Source organism: Solibacillus sp. FSL W7-1324 (assembly GCF_038008025.1).
Classification (GTDB): domain Bacteria; phylum Bacillota; class Bacilli; order Bacillales_A; family Planococcaceae; genus Solibacillus.
This window is the reverse complement of the sequence record NZ_JBBOYH010000001.1, coordinates 1,709,038-1,733,039: the sequence shown is the minus strand read 5'-3', so window position 1 is coordinate 1,733,039 and position 24,002 is coordinate 1,709,038. Positions and strand designations below refer to the sequence as shown.

The window sequence follows — 24,002 nt, the reverse complement described above, 5'->3', positions numbered from 1 at the left end:
TTGCTTTTTATTTGTTTCAGTCACTCATCATCTTCCATTTTATCTTATAATAGTAAATATACTTTTTTCTTACAGGAGGCAATTATGATTAGAGAAGCGACACCGAATCATGCATCCGCAGCAGCCAGGCTTGCTTTACTCCTTTGGCCAGGCAACGGTTTACATGAATTCGTACAAAACATGGAAGACGTTATTACCAATCCCAACAGTACTGTTTTCTTAGCATTTGATGATGAAAAACTGATTGGATTTGCACAATGCCAGCTACGTTTTGATTATGTTGAAGGAACACATTCCAGTCCGGTCGGTTATTTGGAAGGCTTATATGTTGAAGAGCCCTACCGGAGACAGCATTTCGCACAGCAATTAGTGCAGGCATGTGAAAAGTGGGCGAAATCAAAAGGATGTACAGAGTTTGCGAGCGACTGTGAATTGTCGAATGTAGATAGTTTAAATGTTCACCTTAAATTAGGCTTTACAGAGGCAAATCGCATTATATGTTTTACAAAGAAACTATAAAGGGAGCGGTTGATTGTGGAGTTGAAACTAATGGAAGCAACTGATTTAGCAATATGCACAGAAATATTTATCAAAGTATTTAATGCAGAGCCATGGAATGACAACTGGAACTATGAAAGTGCACACCAGTATTTATCCGATTACTACAATACCCCGAACTTTCTGGGCATAATCGCTTTAGAAAATGACGAACTGCTTGGCTTTATAATGGGGGTGCAACGGAAATGGTATAGTGGCCATGAATATTTCATCCATGAAATGTGCGTCGATCAGACATTGCAAAATAAAGGTATTGGTAAAGCAATGCTGAACTATTTAGAAATCCAGCTGAAAGATAGATCAGTAGAATCGATGACACTGCTCACAAACCGTAATATACCGGCAGAACAGTTTTATAAAAATAATGGCTTTGAAGAAATTGAACGACTCATCTTTTTATACAAAGAGATAGAATAGTACGCTCCATTAAAAAATGGCTTACCTTTTCGGGTAAGCCATTTTGATTAAAACTAAATTAATTTGATAGCGCAATTTTAATATGAGCGAAATGGTGCTCCTCGTGCCATGCCAGTTTCGCCACTTTTGCGGCCACTGTGACCGGCCCGTTTGTTTCATGGGTAAATTCCCGCTTAAGCTGGTCTTCCGTTAAATGATGTCCTAACGAAACGACACGCTCATTAATACCTTCAAGCATTTTAATCGAGCTTTCTACAGGTAAGTCTGTGTCCGGCAAAACGGCCCATTTCTCTTCATCAAACCCTGGTACTGTCGGATTGTCGTCCGTTAGTGCCAGCTTCAGTCGCTGATACATGTTCAGCTGTGAATCCGCAATATGATGAACGAGCTGACGAACTGTCCATGCACCTTCACGGTAAGTTTTATTCAACTGCTCTTCATTTAATGAATCGACAACTTCTCTTAAACGTGTCGTAAACGATTCCGTTTGTTGTAACCATTCCTTCACATTGTCAAGCGTCACTTGTTCAGGTACTTGCAATGGACCAATAGGAAATCTTACATCCATGTTAAAACGCCACCTTTATCATTTTACTCATTAATGTTTAATTTTATCGTCCTCAAATAACATTGTCCCATGCTCTTTTAGATTGTTATGGAATGAGAATGCTTTTTCAAGGATATGCGGTGTTTGGCCGCCCACTTTCTCTTTAGCCTCTTCGAAATAAGCACGTAACTGTTCTTTATATTTCGGGTGTGCAATTTCAATCAATTTCTCAGCGCGCTTCACTGGTGGCAGACCACGAAGATCCGCATAGCCCTGCTCCGTTACAATTACATCGACATCATGTTCTGTATGGTCGATATGTGAAACGAACGGAACGATTGTTGAAATTGCACCATTTTTCGCTAATGAAGATGTTACGAAAATGGTAATGCGCGCATTACGGGCAAAGTCACCGGAACCGCCAATACCGTTCATAATTTTTGTACCGTTTACATGTGTTGAATTGACATTGCCGTAAATGTCTACTTCAATTGCTGTGTTAAACGAAATAACACCTAAGCGGCGAATAACTTCCGGGTTATTCGAAATTTCCTGTGGACGGAACATGATTTTATCCTTGTACTTTTCCAGGTCTTCCGCTAATGAGTCTACACGCTTCTTAGAAAGTGAGAATGCCGTACCAGCAGCGAATTTAACAATACCCGCATCGATCAGGTCAAACACACCATCTTGTAGTACTTCCGAGAATACTTCTAGATCTTTAAATTGAGATTTTTGCATTCCGTTTAAAACGGCATTTGCTACCGAACCAACGCCTGATTGAAGTGGCGCTAATGATTCCGGTAAATTCCCTACTTCGACTTCATTTGCAAGGAATGCTAATAAATTATCCGCAATCTTTTGTGTTTCTTCGTTTGGCTCAAATAATGGTGATGGAATATCTGGCTGCTCCGATAAAACGATTCCTTTTACTTTCGCAGGGTCTACTCTAATTCCGATTTCACCAATTCGATCACCTGTATTGTAAATAGGGATCTCTTTACGCTCGCCTTGCGCTTTTTGTACATAAATATCATGAAGCCCTTCATATGCTTTCGGGGCCGTTGTATTAATTTCGATAATAACATTTTCAGCTTTTTCTACAAAGATCGGTGAGTTTCCTACAGAACCTGTTGGAATGACTAGACCGTCTTCTGTAATTGCAGCTGCTTCAATGATTGCATAGTCAATTTTACCAAGTGACCCTTTACGAACCTCTTCTGCTGTATGTGATAAATGCTGATCAATATAGAAAATTTCTCCGTTATTGATCTTACCGCGCATAATCGCATTACCTTGATAAGGCACACGTAAATTGATGATTCCTGCTTCTGCCATTGATTGGTCAGCAGTTGGTCCTAATGATGCACCTGTATAAAGATTTACTTTGAAATTTTCTTGCTCTCCTCGTTTAGAAAGTGCAAGCGGAAATTCTTTTGGCTCTCCGAAAAGCGTAAAACCACTCATACCCAGATTCATGCCGTCTTCAATCCAAGACGCGGCTTCCTCCGCTGAAACAACTTTGTTTAAAAACTCTTCATTTCTGATGAACTGACTTAAATCTTTTCCCATTAACAATCACCCCAAAATAGTATTTTTAGTTCGATGTTACGATGAATTTCTGTAAATCCATATAGCCAATTAAAAAATCCGTTACACCTTATTTTTTAATCGCCTTATCTACATTGTAATGAGAGATTCGTCTTTCGTCCATTAGATACTTCCTATAATTTTCATAGAAAAAAACTATAGTGAATAAAAAAGCGGAATTAGAGAGATTTCTCACACTAAAAAACATAATTTTTCGCAACATTAATCAATTGACAAAACGCAGCAATTCAATCATACGCTGAAGTTCCACAGTTTCCATAAACCCATTTCATAAAAAAACACCTCTTTTTTAACAGAGGTGCACACAATATTAAAACTGTTTCATCCATTCCATGAAGTTTGCGATAACACCATCTAAAAATGCAATAGTTGCTTCGTCTGTCAGCTGCCCTTGTGCATCGATTTTTTCATGGACTACACCAATATACACTTCATTACCAGGTAATACCGGTGAATTTAAGCCGATTGCAAATAAAATATCACGTAAATGCATTTGCGCTTTAACAGAACCTAACATCCCCATTGATGAACCCATTATGATCGACGGCTTGCCGTTCATTACCTTGTCCACACGACTTAGCCAGTCGATCGCATTTCCTAAAACGCCGGGTATTGTAGAGTTATATTCAGGAGTAATCCAAAGGACTGCATCTGCTGCTTTTACTTTTGCCTTAAAGTTAAGGACAGCTTCAGGAGCTTCCATTTCAATGTCCTGGTTGTACATTGGCAGAGGAGTCAAATCTAGAATTTCCAAATCAAATTTATCTGCATAACGTCCTTGAATATATTTTGCGATTTTTAGATTGTATGATTCTTTGCGGATACTTCCTACAATTGCGACAACTTTCATATAGTAAAATCCCTCCAATATTTTAGAATTATTCAATAAACTTCCATTTGTCTTCTTGTATTTGGACAATGATTTTATTTTGCTACTTCCGTTTATAGATATACCCAAACAAATGAAATGGCGAAACCAATGAAAAAACACGTAAAAGTTCGGCATACAAACTTTCACGTGTTATTAATTATTTTTATTAATGATGGGCATGATCAATTGCCTGATGGAGCAAGTTGATCACATGGTCGTCTGCGCTTGTATAGTATAGTGTCGTTCCTTCTCTTCTGAACTTTACTAATCGCAAGTTCTTTAAAAAACGCAATTGGTGGGAAACGGCCGACTGATTCAAATCAAGCTTTTCCGCAATGTCATTTACCGAATGTTCTTCACAGCATAACATGTTTAAAATACGGATTCGTGTCGGATCGCTTAATGCCTTGAATGTTTGCGAAACGACAAACAATGTTTCTTCATCCAATTCATGTTGGGTTCTTTTTTCCATTGTCATACGATTAAACACTCTTTTCTCCTCTACGCCAGGCGTAATTGATTAATGGTGGTGATGATGTTGATGGCTTACATCTTGCTTTGCTGTACAATAGACCGAATGATCATGCTGATGCGAATGAGTCTCTACTTGAATCGTAACATGATGAATATTTTGATGAAGCAAATCATGTTCGACTTTATCTAAAAGTTTCTCACTTTCTTTAATCGTCAGGTCATCATTTACAACGATGTGGCAAGACAGTGCATTTAATCCGCTCGTAATTGTCCAGACATGCAGATCATGTAGCGCTTTGATGTCATCATATTTTTCAATTGTTTGAATGATTTCATCGACTTTTACATCCTGAGGTGTCCCTTCCATTAAGATATGCAATGATGCTTTCGTTAAATGATAGCCGCTTCGTAACACCAGTGCGGCTACAAAAACGCTAGCCAATGGATCCGCCCATCCCCAGTCAAAGAACAGGATCAGTAAAGCCGCAACAATGGCACCGATTGAACCGATCATATCGCTGATCACATGCAAGTATGCGCCTCTCATATTTAAATTATCTTTCGTATCTGCACCGCGCATCATAATCCAAGCAACTAAAATATTTACCGCCAATCCGATACTGCTAATGATAAGCATTCCGGTTGAAGCAACTTCAGGAGGATTCATGAAACGTCCAATTGCTTCGTAAAAAATAAACAGGGCGATAATGATTAACGTCAGTCCATTCAGAGTAGCCGCTAATATTTCAATCCGTTTATAGCCGAATGTTTTATTGGCATTTGCGACTTTTTGTGCAAAAATGATGGCCATTAATGCAATTCCAAGTGAAACGGCGTCGCTTAACATATGGCCTGCGTCAGACAATAGCGCAAGACTGTTCGTCAGCACCCCACCGACCGCTTCGACAATCATAAATCCGGTAATAATTAAAAAGGATATAAAAAGAACTTTCTTGTTCGTACTGTGTGAATGATGGTGATGATGGTGCTCTCCCATTTAAAACGCCCCCATTTATCTTTTATATATGAACATATACTCATATATTAACATATTATGATTTAAGATAAATGTCAACTACATATGCCCATTTACGATGAACACCTCTCATATGAGTCATTCTTAAGGAAGTAGTGACACCGAAACAAGCTCGTCATAAATCTAAAACTGGTGAACCCCCGCAATTGGGGTTCACCAGCTTTTTCACCAATTCCGCGCTTCATTGGCTACATACAGTCCGACTGTTTTATTTTGCTTCCAAACGGTGTGCCAGCGTTTTAACGGAACGGATGCTTCCCCGGCAAATGGGGCGATTTCGACCGTCATCGCAGGGCGGTCTTTTACTTTTGTAAAGTAATCTTCAGATGCCGCAATCGGTTCATTCTTTTTCGTTACAGGCATCAACTTATAACCGGTAATGTTGGATACGCCTCTTACCAACTTTTTCGTTCGGCTGAATTTTGTTTTCGTTTGGCTCCAGTAAATAATCAGACCGGAAGAATGATAGGAAACATATGCCAAATGATTGCCGCGATCAATCAGTCGTTTGATTGCGAGCGCTTCCGGTTCTGTATTTGGCGCTTTTCCTTTATATTCTTTGAATGAAGGCTTTGTCGTTTTAATTAGATGCCAGTTCACATTAAATTGACGATTCAAATCGACACCGTTAATATTGGCTTTCCAGCGATTGAAATTAGTACTGTTGTTGTTCATAGCCTTCAGTTTTGTCATCGATGTTTTTACTTTACCGCCTTGGGCAAGCGTTACGCCATCGGGATTCACCATCGGCACAAAGACGATGCTTACTTCACTTAATATTTTCTTCACATCGTATTTTTCGATTTTCGTCCCATTAACATATGCCTTAACATACGTATCAATCATTTCCATCAATACATTTGTCGTCATATGTTCACGTCCGTGGAAAGACGCATCCATTAATACTTCCTTTTTACCCGCTCCAACTTTTAGTGCATATAATGACTTTCCCTCAACCGATTTACCGATTTCCTGCAGTTTCGTCACTGACGGATACATGGAGGATACTAGCTTTAACTTTGCTGCAACTTCATCATAGGTAATTGTTTTCGCGCCATCGACCAGCTCGATATAATGTACATCGGTTAAAGGGATGAAAGCAGATTTGGAAGAATAGCTGATCACTCCGGCCTTCCCTTTAATCGCCTGCAGTAATAGCTTGTCCCCTTTAGCTACAGTTTTGATGACATTGCCCTGTTCATCTTTCAGTTCTGTATTCTTCTTTGCAACTACTTGCACAGGATATTTACCAAGACTGACTGTGTCTGAAGCCGCTGCGGCAGAAATCCCATTTAAACAGAACATTGCTGCTACAACCAGACCTAACAAAAATAACTTCTTCATCTCAAGCCACCTTTTATGTAGATTAAAACTTTTCTTCTATACCCATTACTTTACAACAAAAAACAGCCTGCAAGAAATGAATTCTTACAGGCTGCTTGGATTAATTGTCTTTTACATCTTTACGATTTTTCTTAAGCATTTTTGATAATACTTCATAAACAATCGGTACGATGATTAATGTTAATAAAGTAGATGATAGTAAACCACCAATTACTGTTACAGCTAAGTCTTGAGAAATCAGACCGCCGCCAGCTCCACCGAGTGCCATTGGTACCATTGCACCAATTGTTGCAATCGCCGTCATTAAGATTGGACGTAAACGAGTAGCACCGGCTTCCAGTATTGCTTCACGCATGTTCATACCGTCATGTTCCATACGGATAATACGGTCCACAAGTACAATCGCATTTGTGACTACGATACCGATCAGCATCAGTAATCCCATCATAACGGAAACTGAAATTGTAAGACCTGTTGCGAATAATCCAATCCATGAACCGATTACTGTAAACGGTAATGAGAATAGAATTGCAAATGGTGCTAATCCTTCACCAAATGTTACTACTAAGATGAAGTAAACAATTGCAATCGCTGCAACCATCGCAACACCTAGTTTAGTAAATGTTTCAGCCATATCTGCAGCAACACCACCTACACCAGTTGTAACGCCTTTCGGTAAGTCTAAGTCAGCAATTTTTTCATCTGCTGCAGTTGTTGCTTTTGAAATGTCTTTATCTGTAATCGCTGCAGTTACTGTCGCAAAGTATTCACCTTTTTGACGTGATAATGAATTTAAAGTCGTGCCTTCTTCAAGTTCAACAATGTCTCCAATTGTCATTGTTTGACCTGTTGCCGTTTGAATTGGTGTTTCTAATAATTCATCAATATCCGCTGCTGCAGATTTAGCTTCACGTTGTACAACTACATTTATATCAGCGCCGTCACTTTCAACAGTTGTCAGCACTTCTTTTGCTGTATTTGTTTGTAAAGCCATTAAGATTTGGGCAGTAGTCAGACCGTATTGTAATACATTTTCCTGGTCTACTTTAATGACATTTTCTACATATGGAGCAGAAGCATTTGATTCAACGTCCTCAAGTCCTTTAATGTCCACTAGAACATCTTCAACTTGAGCAACTGCTTCGTTTAAACTATCTAGGTCTTCACTGTATAATGTGTAGCTCACTTCATTCGAAGACATGCCCATCGCGAAGTTTTGCGTTTTCCATTCGCCTGATTGGTCAACGTTAAAGATATAGTCTTCTACTTCTTTTTTCGCTTTCGGGAAATCATCCATGTCCGGATCGAAAATTGCATAGATTAAACCGCCGCCTGCACCGCCGCCAGTCAACATTGCAGCAGCATCAGTAGAAGTTTCCGTGTTCACCGATAATTGTAAAATGTCGATGTCCTCACGTTTCAGTAATTCCTGTTCTACTTCTTCGATATTTTCCAGTGTTTCATCCATCAATTCGCCAGTACCCGGTGTATATGTTAAATACATCACTTTATCTTCTTGAGAGCCCATGAAACTAAAGCCGATTAATGGTGTTAACGCTAGTGAGCCGACTAATAGTACAATTGCAATAATTGATGAAATCCATTTATGGTTCAAAGATTTCTCCAAGAAATTACGGTATGTTACGGCAAGCTTACCAACTTCTTTATGCTGACTTTCAGACTTCTCACCGTAAATTTTCTTACGGAATAATGTGTGTGAAAGCGCAGGTACGATTGTAATCGCAACGATTAATGAAGCGATTAATGCAAATGACATTGTTAATGCGAATGGTACGAATAATTCTCCTACCATGCCGCCTACAAATACAAGTGGTGCGAATACCGCAATTGTTACTAATGTTGAAGACATGATCGGCTTGAACATTTCAATTGTTGCTTCACGAATTAACGCACGGCCTTGTAATTTCTCTTCTCTTAAATGCATACGACGATAAATATTTTCTACTACTACAATCGAGTCGTCAATTACCCGTCCGATCGCAACGGTAATCGCTCCAAGCGTCATAATATTCAGCGTAATATCCAACCAGTGCAATGCCAATAATGCCATGAATACTGATACCGGAATTGAAATGATTGAAATAATTGTTGATTTAAAGTCGCGCAGGAATAATAGGATAATCAATACTGCGATTAAACCACCAAATACCGCTTTTTCGACCATTGTAAAGACAGAATCTTCAATTGGTGTACCTTGGTCTAAAGAAATATCGATTTTAAGACCGGAAATGGCTTCCTGCTCTTCTTCGATTAAGTCTTTTACTGCATTTGCTACAGTAACCGTATTGGCATCCTGACCTTTTACAATTTGAATCGCAATCGCATCTTTACCATTCGTACGAGATACGGATTGGACTTTACCTACTTTTTCGATTTTTGCAATGTCCCCTAATTTCACGAAAGGAACCGGGTTTGTTTCAGAAGGTGTAACAGGGATCAGCATTTCTTTTAGCTGCTCTTCTGTTTTGAACTTGCCGTCAACTGCAACAGCCTGTTCGCCATCTTCAAACTCGTATAATCCTAACGAGACTGCAAGGTCACTAGCTTGGATCATTTGCTTAACAGAGTCTTCCGTTAAACCGAGCTGTGCCATCTTTTCTTCATCATATGTGAAGGCTACTTCTTCAAGATGTTGACCTGTAACTGTCGCAGATGCAACACCGTCAATTTTGTTTAGTTTTGGCAGAATCGTTTTCTCTACTGTTGACGTCAGTTCAACGATATCTTCTTCCGAGCTACTTACTGATAAAGCAACTACAGGCATCATGTTCATACTGATTGCCATAATTGAAGGCTCTTGTGCACCTTCAGGAAGTTCAATATTATCTAAAGCTGATTCTAATTGACGTTTCTTTTCATCCATATCCACGCCATATTCATATTCCACTTGTACTTGTGAAACATTTGATGAAGATGTAGAATATACAGCCTTTACATCTTCCAAACTTTCAACTGCCTTTTCATAAGGAATTGAAAGTTCATCCATTACTTGCTCTGGTGTTGCACCAGGATAAACACCCATAACGATTAAGAACGGGATCGAGATATCTGGAATCGATTCCATTTTCATACGTGTAGATGAATAAATACCTGAAAACACGATAATGATTGTTAGTAACCATACGGCAAGCTTATTTTTTAATACGAAATTAACTAAGCCTTTCACGGTTCCACCTTACCTTTCTTGACTATATGTAACCACCATTCTATAATAATGACTAGTCGGTCACGTGTCAATTGAAAGGGGCTTGAAATAATTATGACAAGAAAACAATTGATCATCGATTCTGCACTTCATCTATTTGCCGAAAAAGGGATCGAAGCTACGTCAGTACAGCAAATAACTGACCATTGCGGGATTTCTAAGGGTGCCTTTTATTTATCGTTTAAATCAAAAGATGAGCTCATTTTTTCTATTATTGAACATTTTATGAACAATATAATAACTGAAGTTGACCAAGCAGTCAGTGAAGTACAAACATCTTCAGATAAGCTACATACCTACTTTGTTCAAATGATGAAAGTATTATCACGATATGCCGGATTTGCGGATATTTTGATGAAGGAAAATGTTTCTGCGATCAACAATGCATTAATTGAACGTATCCATTATTATGTAGAGCTTTCCAATAAAAATTTGGAGAAGCTGTTATTTGAAGTGTTTGGCAACCAAATCGAAGGAAGACAATATGATTTAGTCGTTATTGTTAATGGCATGGTCCAATCGTATATGCAGTATATTTTCGATTCATCTCAGCCATTTGATTCGGGGAAATTTGCGGATTCACTCGTTGAGAAGACGACTTTACTGGCAACGAAAAGTAAAATTGCATTGCTGGAACATCCATCTCACTTTTATAAACGACTTGAAAATTATTCGAGTGACGATTTAATGGAAGATTTATTGTCACTTCAACAACAGACATCAAACAAATTAGAACTCGAATCCATTCAGTTATTAATAGAAGAACTGAAAAGCGAAAATCCAAGAAATGCGATTATTATTGGCCTTGTTGGTAATTTAGAGAAAAACGAATGCTTTAATTGGATAACATTATATTTGAAAAAGCGATACAGTTAAAACGAGAGGGACCCAATAATCATGGATCCCTCTCGTTTTAGTTTTAGTTGTTCAGGAAACGGATAATTTCTCTTGCTACAGTTTGAGCATCTTCCACCATACCAAGATGACCTGTATTTGTTGATACTTTTTCTACATTCGGATTGGATGTTGTAATCGGGGTAACCGCTTTGTCCTGTTCCCCTTCAATTACAAGGATTGGAATCGGTAACGTATCGACCAGGTCTTTCTGGCTTGGACGTGACTTCATTGCACCGAGTGCCGCAACGAGTCCTTCTTCCTTCGCTTCATAGGCAACTTCTTTTGCAAACAGAACATCCTCTGTTTTTGCATCAGGCGCAAGGAAATTATGAATAATACCGTCGACAAACGACCCTGTTCCATTTTCCTGAATTTCTTCTTGTTGTTTTGTTCTCTTATCGATTGCTTCTGGTGTATCCGCTGAGTCGGATGAATACAGTAAGACAGCCTTTTCGATTTTAGAATATTGTTTCTCGATTGCCGCCAATGTAATGTAGCCACCCATCGAATGGCCTATCCAATAAGCCTTTTCAACTTTTTCTGCTACTAATACATCGATAATATCTTCGGCATAACGATAAACTGTATATTCTCCTTCCGGCATTTCGCTTTTACCATGCCCCGGCAAATCGATGGCAATGACATCAAATTGTTTAGTTAATGGCTCCATAATTTTTTCAAATATTGCTGTACTGCCTAAAAATCCGTGTACTAATACGATAACTTCCCCTGAACCATTTCGAGTATAATGTAACATCTAACCAGTCCTCCCCTTATTTCATCTCTTATCCTTTTCCGAATTTCTCTAATAATAAACAAAAACAGCCATTTTAAACGGACGCTTAAAATGGCTGTTTGTTAAACATAGGATTTCTTTCGTCTGAAGGTCGGTTTGACTTCAGCAAACAGAATGGCAAAGAAGATGAGGACACATCCAACAAGCATACGGCCTGTCAGAAGTTCGTTTAAAAGAAGCACAGAGAATATTGTACCGAACAATGATTCCGTCGATAAAATAATGGCCGATTTCGTCGGGTTTGCATACTGCATCCCAATATTTTGACATACATATGCAACAGCAGTACAAAATATCGCCAAGTAAACAATGATCCCCAAGCCTTCTGAAGTATACGTCGTCGGTACTTCCCCAAGTATAAGGACGCTTGCTACACTGAGGACAGTCGCTGTATAAAACTGAACGATTGTCAGCGCTAAAGCATCTTCCGTTTTGACAAATACATTTGTATAGAAAATATCGAAAGCAAAGCCGATCGCACAAAGAATGGATAAGAAGTCCCCAATATTAATCGTCAGCGAATCCTGTAATGATAAAAAGCCGATACCGACAACGGCCACACCCGCTGCGATAAATTCGAACCGGTCAATTCTTCTTTTATAGATGACATAAGCAATAATCGGCACGATAATGACATTGATCGCTGTCAGGAATGCATTTTTAGAAGCTGTTGTATATTCCAAGCCCATTGTCTGCAATGCAAAGGCGATAAATAAAATTGCTCCAAGAATTGCCCCTTTCCATATTACTGCCCTGGAAATGAGCTTTAATTTTTTATAGAAAATGAAACTTAAAATAATGGAAGCCAATAAAAATCTTCCGGCCATCAATTGAAATACAGTCCAATGTTCAAGGCCTTTTGCCATTCCGACAAACCCGCTTCCCCACATAACAGCGGTGATGAGCATGAGCAGCTCACCTTTAAATTTTTGCATACGATTCCTTCTCCCTGTTGAAACTATTGTTAAAAATTATTATGTATAATCAGTTGTTGTTGAACAAACTATTATTACCATAAGCAATCTTCAATGAAAAAGAAAGCGAAAATTCAAAATCTATCCAAACCTGCAATTAAGATAGAATTTTTTGCTTGACCAATAGGTATCAAAAATGATTTTTTATTGGCTGAAGGGTATTGAAATTTGATTTTATTGTAAGGTTTGAGCGGAGAGGTGATTTTAATTAAAGATTGTATAGCGTCGGATAATATGTATTGTTGTGACAGGAGTAGCCCCTTTTGTTTTGAATATATAGGAAAAATCTCTGCTTATTTTTCAATTCTCCAATGCTTGGACTACTATATCAATAGCAATTTATCTTAATATCGTGTAAAATAAACTTTTAGAATAATTTAGGGACGTGAACAGTTTGATTAAAATTGAAATGCCAAAACCAGATTTAGTAATTCGTCAACGTGAGCAAGTATTAAAACCAGGCGATGTGGAAATTACTCCATACTTCGGATTTATTGATTTCCATAAAATTACGCGTGATAAGGGCGGAATCTTCTTCTTCTACAATGAAAAGAATGAACTTTTATTTGTAGGGAAAGCACGTAAAATCCGTCAGCGTATTAAAAAGCACTTTGAAGACAATGTATCACCAATGAAAAACCACCGTGCTGAAATCCACAAAATTGAAGTATATGAAATTGAAGATCCAATGGAACGTGAAATTTACGAAACTTATGCGATCAATCAATTCCAATCTAAATACAATATCGATAAAGTATTTTTCGAACGTGCATAAAGAAGAACATAACCAAAAACCCATCTTTCTCCGAGAGAAAGATGGGTTTTTACTATGATTTAAAATTATCCGCTGCTTAATTTACTTCAACATTTTTTGATATCTATTATTATTCCGCTTTAAAATCAAGCATTTCGTTGATTTTCGATAGGTCTTCCATAATGCCTTTTTTCTGGTTGGCGATGCCGTCATACCATTTGTTTAAAATGTCTTGCATGCCTTTTTCGATTTCTTTTCCTTCTGACACAAGCTGTACCATCAGGTCGATTACCTTTGTACGCTCTTCATAAAACTTAACACGTGCCGGGAAATCTTTACCGATATTTTGTTTGAAAATATAGCCGAGTTTAATAATCCCGTTATTCATCAGTTGCTCTGAGTAAAGTGTTGAGCCGACAACTGCCAGACGTTCTTTAAAATCCGGATCTTCTTTAATATAATTTTGCATCAAAAGGGCTACCTCGTCCGCAAATGATTTAAGTTTGTTGCGCTGACCTTCCATCAGATCTTTTGATTCCTCAAAAATATTCAGCATCAGCTCTGTATGTTCAAGCATACTTTTTACTTTATTTAGTGGTTCTTCACTTGCTCCGTTAAGACGTACTTGAATTGTACGGTATACATACTGGCGTTGTAAGTAAGCCGACAGTAATATAATCCCATTGTAATGAATGCTTGCTTCGTAATGTTGTTGTGTTATCATAGTAAAATCCTCCAACCGGTATGTCTATACACTGTTAACAATACCACATATTCAATCAGTTGAAAGGAAAAATTCAAACTATTTTCACTTTTTATATAAAAAAATCCCCGAAAAAGCTCCGGGGATTTCTCCTGCCGATTACACCGATGCATAACCGATCAGTTTATTGAATTCATTCCAACTTGTCAGACGCGGATATTCTACTGTCTGATTGTATGACTGATTTTTCACAATGACTTTCGTTGTGCTCCCCGCCAATGTATTTAAAACAGCGGGCTTATCATCTACATAAACGTCAAGTTCCAAACTTTTAATAATATCGATTTTCTCATGATCTGCCATTCCGCAGGAAAAACGCTCATCCACAACCGGGAACCCCTGTGCTTTTACCCATGCTCGGGTCTGTTCACAATACCCTTTCGGACGTGACGTAATATAATAAATTTCATGTCCTTCTTCTGCCAAGGCATTTAAAACTTCCTTAGCCCCTTCAAAGCTAGGACAGTCTGTGAAATAGATTTCTTCCATCGTATCTTTCCACATTTGGCTGCCTTCTTCATTTGTTAATCCAAACGGTACGTGGATTTCGACTGTCGGGATTGTTTCGAAAACATCTTCGCTGATCTGTTTGTTCAATTTCTTATTATACAAATGAAATGCATGTCGACGTAAATCGATTAACGTATCATCAATATCAAAACCAAATTTCATCTATCTCACCTAACTTAATACGAGAAAAGCTTCATGGAACTTTTGCTCTTTTTCTATTTGTATTGCCTGAATTTTTTCGATTTGTTTTTTTCGTGCCGTTGCACAGCTGACAAAATCAAATTCTTCATTTTCCAGCAGCATCTGGGCCAGCACATGGGCATCCATTAACGAACTGTTTAATCCGTAGGCACCTGTCGGGGTCATTGTATGAACAGCATCCCCAATTAATGCAACACCTTCTTTACCCCATTGTTCGGTCGTACTGCTAAATACATCAAGCAGCACAAAGTCTTTCCATGACCGAATATGCTCCTGTACTACAGGCGCCAATTGGGGAAATGCTTTTACGAGCTTTTCAATGAATGGGATAAACGGCTGTTTGCGTAATTCCGGGTAGCTCCCCTTTTCGATATTCCAACCGATTTGGACAAATCCTTTTGCCTGCGTAAACAGGGATATTTGCATGCCGTCAACTAAGGCCATTTTTATCGAAGGCGTCCAGTACTCAGATGCGGGTATTCTCGCCCAAAGCAAGTCATAGCCATGATCGCGAATCGTCACATCCAATTCCGCCAGCTTTCTGACCGTCGAATAACGCCCATCCGCACCGATAATTAGCTGTGCTTCAATTGTCATCTCAGCATCACCCTGTTTAGCGCGAACAGCTGTATATTGTCCATGTTCATTTTGAACAAGCTCTTTAACCGTCGTATTCAATAAATAGTCAAATGCCGGATAGCCTTTAGCCTGCTCGATAATTGCCTGAAGCAGATGTGCTTGCGGTACATGGATTCCTAAATGTCCTACTGTGGGATCCGGTTCAATTGTTTTAAACTTTTCACCGCCCATCCAATATTCCAATGTTTCCATCCGCAGCAAACCGAGCTGTTCAATTCGTTCGAAAAGCCCGTACTGTTTAAGAATACGCTCGCCTTCTTCATTTAAATGTTCCCCGCGGAATGCCTTCGCAAAGTCATTTGTCCGTTCAATTAAAAGAACCGATACATTATTTTTCGCCAATATATTGGCAAGCAGTGCACCGCCAGGACCACCGCCAACAATGCATACATCCACTTTTCTATTCATGTAAACCAGCCTTCTTTGGATAGGCTATAATACGCAAATCTTCCCCGATGCGAGTGATTTCACCGAATTCAAGCTCGCTTGCCAAATCGATTGTTTCCACATCAGATCCGGTAAACGGTGTAATGGAGTTTTTCCCTCCCAATACTTTTGGAGCGACATATACCATATACTGGTCAATGAAGCCGCCTCGTAAAAATGATGCGTTCACATTGCCGCCACCTTCAATAAGCAGATGCGTAATGCCCTTTTTATATAATGCTTTCAACATATCCTCTATGTTCAAGCCTGTTAAATCTTTTTTCACCCGGATAATTTCGACATCGTTACGTTCGAGTTGCTGTGCCTTTACTGGATCTGAGTCAAGAGAAGTGACAATGATTGTACGAGCTTCTGTCGTATCCGCTATATCTGCATCAACCGGTGTTTTCAGCGTACTATCCAACACTACTCGAATCGGGTTACGACCTTTCCGATTATCCTTTAGACGTGTCGTCAGTTTCGGGTTGTCATTTAAAACGGTTTGAACACCGACTAATATCCCGTCCACTTCATGGCGCAATTCATGGACATCCGCACGTGCTGCTTCACCCGTAATCCATTGGGAGTGGCCATTATATGTCGCGATTTTACCATCAAGTGTCATTGCGAACTTCGCCACGACAAAAGGACGTTCTGTCAGCATATTATGGATAAACCGTTCGTTCAGTTTCTGGGCCTCCTCCTGGAGAACTCCCACTTCCACTTCGATTCCCGCTTCACGCAACAGACGGATTCCGCGTCCTGCTACTTCAGGGTTCGGATCTTCCATTGCAACAACAACGCGTTTAAACCCGCTTTCCTTTAGCAGCTTCGCACATGGCGGTGTTTTGCCGTAGTGCGAACAAGGTTCCAATGTGACATAAATCGTCGCACCTTTCGTATGCTCTCCTGCCATATTCACCGCATGTACTTCTGCATGAGGTTCCCCTGCTTTACGGTGAAGCCCTGTGCCGACGACGACGCCATCTTTTACGATAACGGCCCCGACTAACGGATTTGGATTTGTATTGCCTCTTGCACTTGCTGCCAGTTGGAGCGCTAGTTGCATATAGTCCTGATCAGTTTTCATTTAAAATTCTCCTTACACCGTTAACTTTTCAGCCATCGCGATATGACCAGACTTTTCTACTTTCGTTTTCAAGTACTGTTCATTCGTTTCTGTCAGACCGCCCCATAATGGAATATGGCCATCCGCAAGTAACCCGCTCTCCTGCAGTGCTGCAAGCTTTTTCGGGTTGTTTGTAATAAGTGTTACCGGTTTTGAACGCAATACTTGCAGTACACGGATTGCGTCATCATACGAACGGACATCATCTTCAAACCCAAGTGCATGATTGGCTTCCACTGTATCAAATTCTTCTTCCTGCAATAAGTAAGCGAGCGATTTTGAAAACAGCCCAATACCGCGTCCCTCATGATCTGCTAAATAGAAGATTGCGCCACAGCCGTGCTCGACAATCATTTTCATCGATTCATGTAACTGATAGCCGCAGTCACAACGCTGTGAACCGAAAATATCACCTGTATGGCAAATGCTGTGCATGCGGATCAATGCATCTTCCTGATTGGCGAAGTCTCCATATACGAGTACTGAAGACTGCTGGCCAAATGCTAAATGCATAGACGATACGGATTCCACTACTTGTTGTTTTGTCTGATTTTTTTCAACAGTTGTCCATGAATACCATTGGAATGTTGCTTCTAGATTTTCTTGCTTTATAGGTAGCTTTACCGGTCCGACTACTGCAATATTTTGCAGTTCATCACGACGGACAAGCTGAATTTTATCTTCTAAAATAGCCATTAATTTTTTCATCTAATCACCTTTAGTTTTTATTAAGTTACTTTATGTAACCTAGTTTACAATAATAAGTGTTTAACGTCAAATAAACCAGAACTATCAATTGATAGTTCTGGTTTCTATCATACAGACCTAAACCTGTTATGGCTATTAGAAATGGTAATCTTCTATTTTTTTCATCTTTTGCGCAATCAGACTTACCGCTACAAATGTAATAAGTGAAGCAAAGATTGGGATGGTAACGGAGTGCATGCCATAAATATTTTCCGCAAATCGATAGATGACAATATACAATGTCAGACCGACTATCATTGAACTGATGGCCCCGTATTTATTTGCTTTCTTCCAGTACAGACCAAATACGACACTCCATAAAAAGGCTGATTCCAGTCCGCCGAACGCAAACAAGTTCAGCATGATTAACAGCTCCGGCGGCTTAACGGCAAATATCACTACCGCGATTCCGATAATGCTTGTGACCCAGAAGCTGCGGTTTTTGATCTGTTTATCACTTGCTTTCGGATTGATATAGTTTAAATAAATATCTTTTACAACTGTAGAACTTACTAGAATGAGCAGTGCATTGACTGTCGACATAATGGCTGCCATTGGAGCTGCAAGTACAATTCCTGCCAGTACCGGCGGCAGCACTTCCAATGTCAGAAGCGGCATTACTTTATCGCCGACTTCTATTCCTGGCATAACCGGACGTGCAAATACACCAATTAAATGCATGCCGAACATGATTGTCCCGATTCCGATTGTCCCGATCAGAATTGCTTTATGTAAGCTTTTCGAATCTTTGTAGCTCATCGCGCGAACTGCAATCTGAGGCAAACCGATGACCCCTAGTCCAATTAATATCCAAAATGTTGATACATACAATGGTGTCAGATTTTGTTCTGCACCAAATGGTGTCACTAAATTCGGATTTTCTGCAACGAGTCCTTGCATAATCGTGTCAACACCACCACCGGCAATGACAGTCGCAATCAGAAGAATGACTGTACCGATGATCATGATGGACCCTTGCAATGCATCTGTTAACGCCACAGCACGGAAACCGCCGATAATTACATAGGCTAAAACGGCTACCGCAAAAATGAGCAATGCATTTGTATAGGAAAGCCCTGTCAGTGATTCAATCAGACGAGCACCGCCTACCCATTGCGCTGTCATTGAGGCAAATAGGAAAATGATGATGCTGATCGCTGATAAAATAACGATTGTGTGACTGTCATAGCGTTTCTTTAAAAAATCGATTAGTGTAATGGCTTCAATACGGCGTGCAACAATCGCAAATTTCTTGCCAAGCACCATTAACACAAAATAACCTGCAGGCAGCTGTGCCATTGCCAACAGAACCCATCCAAGTCCTGTATTATAAGCAACACCCGGTCCACCGATAAAGCTTGAGGCACTGCCATATGTCGCCATCATCGTCATTGCCAGGATGAATCCGCCCATTTCGCGCCCGCCTAAAAAATACTCCTGTAAAAATGAATTCGATGTGCGTACTTGACGATTTGCCCAAATACCGATACCAAAAATAATAATTAGAAATATGAGTAATGGAATTATGACTGACCAATGTATCATTTATGTTTGTCCTCCTCTTCAAGCGAAATGTCTTTGAAGAAAAGTTTCATCGCGAGCCAAATTGAAATAATCATAAAGATTGTTCCTGCGATACAGCTGTAGAAAAACCATGCCGGGAACCCTAATACATAATCATACTCCACCGGGTCACCGGAACCGAGCCCATATGCAAATCCGAACCAGATTGCAAAGTTGATGATGACAAGCACGACACCGATCAGTGCTTCTTTATGTGCGATTTTAAAACGCTTATCCTGCACATTAAACATCCTTTCTGTTTACCGTTTGAATCTACTGTAACTTCAGATTCTCAAGGGAATTAACTTACTCTAAAGTGGACAACCATCTTTCAGAGACTTAACCTCTCTATTCTACGTTGCCAACCCGCGAAAGAAAAGACTTTGTCATCGATTTGTCCGGCAAAACCCAAAAAAACGACGCCTAAATTTACTAGACGACGTTCGTTTGGATATTACAGTAATTCTTTGCGCAAATCTGCTGGCGATTTTGGGGATAATAAACCATATGGAATATCGAATACCGTCTTTGCACCTTTGTCTCCTTTTGCCTGCAATTTATAGGCAGCGCGTGCATACGCAACAAGAACACTTGATGTGAACATCGGATTGGACTCAAGCGTTAATGAAAACTCCATAATTTGCTTATCTGCGTCACCAGATTGACCAGAACGGATGACAAACCCGCCATGCGGCATCCCTTGGTGATTTTCTTTAAATTCTGCTTCGTTAATAAAGTTTACCGTTGTATCATAATCCGCAAAATAGTTTGGCATTTCCTTAATTTCTTTTTCGATCGCTACTGCATCCGCACCTTCAGCCAATACAACATAGCATTCACGGGCATGTTTTTCACGTGTCGTCAGGTCAGGATTTTCACCATTGCGTACACGGTTTACCGCTTCCTTAATCGGCAAAGTATATTGTACGGCATTTTTTACACCTTCAATACGGCGTAAAGCGTCTGAGTGGCCTTGGCTTAAGCCGTCCCCCCAGAACGTATATGTATATCCTTGTGGCAGAACTGTTTCCCCTAATAGGCGGTTCAATGAAAATAGGCCCGGGTCCCAGCCAACCGAAATAATGGATACTTTATCACTTTTTTGTGCAACTGCATCAACCGCATCAAAGAATGCCGGAATATTTGCATGCGTATCATAACTGTCGATCGTGTTGAACCATTGCGCAAAATGCGGAACTTGCTCCGGTAAATCTTTTGCAGAACCACCACATAATATCATGACATCAATCTGTTCTTTATATTTCGGTGCATCATCCACTAGATACACCGGTACGTTCGGTGATTTTATAGCAACTGTAGCAGGATCACGACGCGTAAATACAGCTACCAATTCCATGTCAGCATTTTGACCGATCGCTGCTTCCACACCGCGGCCTAAATTTCCGTAACCTACAATACCAATGCGAATTTTACTCATCTTTTTCATTCCCCCAATTTCATTATTCGACGTATTTTCTTACATGGTGATGTAAATTCAGAATTTTCATCTAAATTAAACTTCATCATACAGTGTCATTTTTATGAATACAATAATATTTGTGATTCTCACAAGAAAAGCTATATTTCGGGCATTGCTTGTAGTATTTGCTTAAAAGTGTTTTCATTTTCTATTTAGGTAGATTTTTGATATACTGAGAAAGTAAATAAATAGACTAATTGGGGGAAAAACATGAAAAAGTTATCAGCAATCTTATTAGCTTTCACACTTGTATTTTCAAGTGTAGGGACTACGATTTTATTTGCAAATGATGCAGATACTGTAGAAGCAAAAGGATACAAGTCAGGTAAAAAAGGCTTCAACAGCAACAATACCAACTCTAATTTCCAAAAGAAAAACAACGATGCTACAAACCCGACAACAACAAAACAAAATAATAATTCTACAAAAAAGAATGATTCAAATACAGCTTCAACAAACAAAGGCGGCTTAATGAAAGGCTTAATGCTTGGTGGTTTAGCCGGTTTATTATTCGGTAGCTTATTTGCAGGCATGGGGATGTTAGGCAGTATTTTAGGTCTATTGATCAACGTAGCAGCAATTGCGGCGATTGTCTTCTTCCTAGTGAAGATTTACCAGTTAATCAAACGCAAAAAGGATAAAGAGGTTACTGATTCGTGGAAAAACTAACATTACTTGAACAAGATTTAATTAATGCCGTTTGCCTGTTCCATGCAAAATTCAAAAACGCAGCACCCGAAGAAGTGGAAGTGGAGCTGATGTATGATGATGTTGCCGGATATTCAGCGGAAGCTTTCTACAACGGACAATTGGATGTATACAACTCTGTGAATTTCATCATGGCACTTCGTCTGTATATTGATGAGCAGCTTGGCCGTGACTCAATGTCAGCGCGTATTTCTCTCGCTATTGATGATGAAGAAGGCATGATTGCCCACGTAGAGTTTTAATGAAACGTTAAAAGACCCGTCACTCTCTTTTATGAGAGCAGACGGGTCTTTTTTTATGCAGTCGGCTGCACTTCCGGTGTGTACTTCGTCGTAAGTGATTTATAGCTTACGATAAACGCAACTAATGCCAACACAGAAGCAACAACTAAATAAATGACCAGCGTTAAAGCATTTGATGATAATAATGTAAGATCCCCTAATGAAATAACCGATTTAAATCCTGAAATCGAATACGTAAACGGTAAATATGCACTTACAGCCTGTAAATTTTCAGGCAGCATTGGTATCGGCAAATTCGAACCTGTAATCGATAATTGTGCAACAGCCAGTACAAGTGCGATAAACCGACCGATATTGCCTGCAACCGATACAAGGAAGAAAATGATTGACATAAATACAATGCTGACAAAAATCCCGAATAAAATAAACGGCACGACATGTTCTACCGATAGCTGTAATACAACTAATGTAAATACGGTAACCAGCACGGCCTGAATTGTAGCAAAGAGTGCCAATTGCAGCCATTTACTGACAAACCAGCTTACCGCAGACTTTGGCAATACAGCCGGCTTTTTAAAGTCAACAAACATGGACAATACGAGCATACCTACGAATAATGCCAATGATAAAATATACGGTGCCGTTGAGTCACGGTAATATTCGTATGCATTGACCTTCTCACCTGCCAATGTGACCGGTGATGAGAACATCGCAATATTTTCGTCGGTAATCCGTAATGCCGCCACTTGTTCACGTCCGCCTTCCAGACCAGTCGCCAATTCCGATGAACCTGCCTGAAGACGATTCACCCCATTATTTAATGAAGTAACCCCTTCTGTCATCGTTTGCCATCCAACTGCTACGGTTTCATTTCCTGTACTGATTTGCGTTAAACCGCTTTTCAGGTTGGAAACACCTGCACCTAATTTGTTCCACGAGCTCGTTAGCGATGCGTTACCATTTGCTACCTGTGAAGCACCGCCCGCTAAAGTAGAAGCCCCTGAAACGACAGCTGTCTGCCCTGCAACAAGTGCATCGATTCCTTGAACAGCTTTTTCTTGTCCCGCTGTTAATGAACCAATTCCGGACACGATTGTTTTTTGGCCGGCAATCGCATTTTCAAGACCTGTCGTCAATGCCGGCATGGATTGTGCAATCTGGTTGGCACCATTGCTTAATGCATTGGCACTTTGAACGGCAACAGGATAAACGCTGCCGAGTTCACCTAAACCTGCACTTAACGCTAGTAAATTTTCACGGTATGCTTCCATACCAGGTGCTTGCGCCAAGCTTTGCAGCAATACTGCACCTTGCGCCATTTGTTCGATATCCGCCTGTTTCGACTGCAATACCGATGCCAGCTGGTTCAAACCTTTTGCCAAACCAGGATTCGCTTGTGTGCCGTCTCCTACCGCGATCCCTGCGTATAGCTGGTTCACTCCTGCAGAAAGCTGCTGTAACCCACTAAGTAGATTTTCGGAACCAGGCTGTAATTGCTGTAAGCCTGTGTAGATTTCCGTTGAACCGCCTTTTAATGAGTTAAGTCCGGCTAATACTTGCTGTGATCCGCCTTTTAACTGTGTAGCACCAGATGCAACTTGACGTGATCCGGACGCTAGCTTGTTAATGTCACCCGTTCCTCCATTGATCGCGGAAAGAAGCTGGCCTGCCCCCGCATCGGCCGTCTTCGCACCGGCAGCAAGCTTATTAATATCTGCCGATTTTTCAGTCAACGATGTTAATAAGGTGTTCGTCCCATCTGCCAGCTGCTCCGTACCATCGACGATTTGCTTCGAACCATCCGCTCCGGTAGCAAATCCTGTTTCGATATCCGTAAATCTTGAGAATACCGTTCTGGCATAAGTCGCTGTAATTTTGTCCCCTAATTGTTCGCGAAGTTTTTCAACAGCACTGTTTGTTACTTGCGCCCCCATGAAGTTTAATCCTTCATTTTGAATATAGCGCAATTCCGGCACTTGCGGATTTGCATCAAGAACGGTAGTCACCTTTTGTGAAAAGTCTTCCGGTACTTCTACCACCAAGTAAAATTCCTGATTTTCCAACCCTGCCATCGCTTCTTTTATAAAAT

The 24,002-nt window shown here is 40.0% G+C and carries 24 protein-coding genes; 6 read left to right on the top strand and 18 right to left on the bottom strand.

Annotated features, from left to right (window positions below; all coding sequences use genetic code 11):
* Positions 1 to 84 precede the first annotated feature (84 nt).
* The gene (gene aac(6'), locus MKY71_RS08375) at positions 85 to 519 is read left to right on the top strand and encodes an aminoglycoside 6'-N-acetyltransferase (RefSeq protein WP_340732187.1); all 435 of its coding nucleotides are present in this window, start codon (positions 85 to 87) and stop codon (positions 517 to 519) included.
* Between the two features lie 15 nt (positions 520 to 534).
* Entirely contained in the window at positions 535 to 975 is a 441-nt protein-coding gene (locus MKY71_RS08370) for a GNAT family N-acetyltransferase (protein WP_340732186.1), read from the top strand.
* A 58-nt stretch (positions 976 to 1,033) separates the two neighbouring features.
* Here MKY71_RS08370 and MKY71_RS08365 read toward each other — a convergent pair whose 3' ends face one another.
* The 7 genes from MKY71_RS08365 to MKY71_RS08335 form a co-directional block, all read right to left on the bottom strand.
* On the bottom strand, positions 1,034 to 1,543 hold the full coding sequence (locus MKY71_RS08365; RefSeq protein WP_339199310.1) for a YfiT family bacillithiol transferase: 510 nt from the start codon (positions 1,541 to 1,543) through the stop codon (positions 1,034 to 1,036).
* A 30-nt stretch (positions 1,544 to 1,573) separates the two neighbouring features.
* Positions 1,574 to 3,094 carry a succinate CoA transferase gene (locus MKY71_RS08360; protein WP_340732185.1) on the bottom strand — a complete coding sequence of 507 codons (1,521 nt, stop codon included), beginning with the start codon at positions 3,092 to 3,094 and terminating at the stop codon, positions 1,574 to 1,576.
* A 349-nt stretch (positions 3,095 to 3,443) separates the two neighbouring features.
* A complete protein-coding gene (locus MKY71_RS08355; RefSeq protein ID WP_340732184.1) occupies positions 3,444 to 3,983 on the bottom strand; it encodes an NADPH-dependent FMN reductase in 540 nt (179 codons plus the stop codon).
* A 187-nt stretch (positions 3,984 to 4,170) separates the two neighbouring features.
* Entirely contained in the window at positions 4,171 to 4,482 is a 312-nt protein-coding gene (locus tag MKY71_RS08350; protein WP_079528762.1) for an ArsR/SmtB family transcription factor, read from the bottom strand.
* A gap of 42 nt (positions 4,483 to 4,524) precedes the next feature.
* A complete protein-coding gene (locus tag MKY71_RS08345) occupies positions 4,525 to 5,475 on the bottom strand; it encodes a cation diffusion facilitator family transporter (RefSeq protein ID WP_340732183.1) in 951 nt (316 codons plus the stop codon).
* 204 nt (positions 5,476 to 5,679) lie between these two features.
* Positions 5,680 to 6,858 (bottom strand): M14 family zinc carboxypeptidase, encoded by a 1,179-nt coding sequence (locus MKY71_RS08340; protein WP_340732182.1) that lies wholly within the window; start codon positions 6,856 to 6,858, stop codon positions 5,680 to 5,682.
* Between the two features lie 100 nt (positions 6,859 to 6,958).
* Positions 6,959 to 10,045, bottom strand: a complete 3,087-nt coding sequence (locus MKY71_RS08335; RefSeq protein WP_340732181.1) for an efflux RND transporter permease subunit — start codon at positions 10,043 to 10,045, stop codon at positions 6,959 to 6,961.
* Between the two features lie 93 nt (positions 10,046 to 10,138).
* Between MKY71_RS08335 and MKY71_RS08330 the strand changes: the two genes are divergently transcribed.
* Positions 10,139 to 10,960 carry a TetR/AcrR family transcriptional regulator gene (locus MKY71_RS08330; RefSeq protein ID WP_340732180.1) on the top strand — a complete coding sequence of 274 codons (822 nt, stop codon included), beginning with the start codon at positions 10,139 to 10,141 and terminating at the stop codon, positions 10,958 to 10,960.
* 43 nt (positions 10,961 to 11,003) lie between these two features.
* On the opposite strand, the gene MKY71_RS08325 is transcribed toward MKY71_RS08330, so the two are convergent.
* Complete coding sequence (locus tag MKY71_RS08325; protein ID WP_340732179.1) at positions 11,004 to 11,738, bottom strand: alpha/beta fold hydrolase; 735 nt, start codon at positions 11,736 to 11,738, stop codon at positions 11,004 to 11,006.
* Positions 11,739 to 11,839: 101 nt separating this feature from the next.
* Complete coding sequence (locus MKY71_RS08320; protein WP_339176389.1) at positions 11,840 to 12,712, bottom strand: DMT family transporter; 873 nt, start codon at positions 12,710 to 12,712, stop codon at positions 11,840 to 11,842.
* 433 nt (positions 12,713 to 13,145) lie between these two features.
* Between MKY71_RS08320 and MKY71_RS08315 the strand changes: the two genes are divergently transcribed.
* Positions 13,146 to 13,526: a nucleotide excision repair endonuclease gene (locus MKY71_RS08315; RefSeq protein WP_079526647.1), complete on the top strand. Its 381-nt coding sequence runs from the start codon at positions 13,146 to 13,148 to the stop codon at positions 13,524 to 13,526.
* A gap of 109 nt (positions 13,527 to 13,635) precedes the next feature.
* On the opposite strand, the gene MKY71_RS08310 is transcribed toward MKY71_RS08315, so the two are convergent.
* From MKY71_RS08310 to MKY71_RS08275, 8 genes are all read right to left on the bottom strand, one after another.
* Entirely contained in the window at positions 13,636 to 14,229 is a 594-nt protein-coding gene (locus MKY71_RS08310; RefSeq protein WP_339176388.1) for a transcriptional regulator, read from the bottom strand.
* A gap of 138 nt (positions 14,230 to 14,367) precedes the next feature.
* Positions 14,368 to 14,940, bottom strand: a complete 573-nt coding sequence (locus MKY71_RS08305; RefSeq protein WP_339199292.1) for a 5' nucleotidase, NT5C type — start codon at positions 14,938 to 14,940, stop codon at positions 14,368 to 14,370.
* Positions 14,941 to 14,949: 9 nt separating this feature from the next.
* Complete coding sequence (locus MKY71_RS08300; RefSeq protein WP_340732178.1) at positions 14,950 to 16,026, bottom strand: FAD-dependent monooxygenase; 1,077 nt, start codon at positions 16,024 to 16,026, stop codon at positions 14,950 to 14,952.
* On the bottom strand, positions 16,019 to 17,134 hold the full coding sequence (gene ribD / locus MKY71_RS08295; RefSeq protein WP_340732177.1) for a bifunctional diaminohydroxyphosphoribosylaminopyrimidine deaminase/5-amino-6-(5-phosphoribosylamino)uracil reductase RibD: 1,116 nt from the start codon (positions 17,132 to 17,134) through the stop codon (positions 16,019 to 16,021). Before ribD ends, MKY71_RS08300 begins: the two co-directional genes overlap by 8 nt.
* Before the next feature lie 12 nt (positions 17,135 to 17,146).
* On the bottom strand, positions 17,147 to 17,881 hold the full coding sequence (locus MKY71_RS08290) for a GTP cyclohydrolase II (RefSeq protein WP_339199285.1): 735 nt from the start codon (positions 17,879 to 17,881) through the stop codon (positions 17,147 to 17,149).
* Between the two features lie 135 nt (positions 17,882 to 18,016).
* A complete protein-coding gene (gene panF / locus MKY71_RS08285) occupies positions 18,017 to 19,462 on the bottom strand; it encodes a sodium/pantothenate symporter (protein WP_340733622.1) in 1,446 nt (481 codons plus the stop codon).
* Positions 19,462 to 19,734: a YhdT family protein gene (locus MKY71_RS08280; RefSeq protein WP_340732176.1), complete on the bottom strand. Its 273-nt coding sequence runs from the start codon at positions 19,732 to 19,734 to the stop codon at positions 19,462 to 19,464. Before MKY71_RS08280 ends, panF begins: the two co-directional genes overlap by 1 nt.
* Positions 19,735 to 19,937: 203 nt before the next feature.
* Positions 19,938 to 20,921, bottom strand: coding sequence for a diaminopimelate dehydrogenase (locus MKY71_RS08275; RefSeq protein ID WP_340732175.1), 984 nt, complete (start codon positions 20,919 to 20,921; stop codon positions 19,938 to 19,940).
* Positions 20,922 to 21,173: 252 nt separating this feature from the next.
* Between MKY71_RS08275 and MKY71_RS08270 the strand changes: the two genes are divergently transcribed.
* Complete coding sequence (locus MKY71_RS08270) at positions 21,174 to 21,632, top strand: hypothetical protein (protein WP_340732174.1); 459 nt, start codon at positions 21,174 to 21,176, stop codon at positions 21,630 to 21,632.
* Positions 21,620 to 21,913, top strand: coding sequence for a YxcD family protein (locus MKY71_RS08265; RefSeq protein ID WP_339176378.1), 294 nt, complete (start codon positions 21,620 to 21,622; stop codon positions 21,911 to 21,913). Before MKY71_RS08270 ends, MKY71_RS08265 begins: the two co-directional genes overlap by 13 nt.
* A gap of 53 nt (positions 21,914 to 21,966) precedes the next feature.
* On the opposite strand, the gene MKY71_RS08260 is transcribed toward MKY71_RS08265, so the two are convergent.
* Complete coding sequence (locus MKY71_RS08260) at positions 21,967 to 23,952, bottom strand: YhgE/Pip domain-containing protein (RefSeq protein WP_340732173.1); 1,986 nt, start codon at positions 23,950 to 23,952, stop codon at positions 21,967 to 21,969.
* Between the last annotated feature and the right edge of the window lie 50 nt (positions 23,953 to 24,002).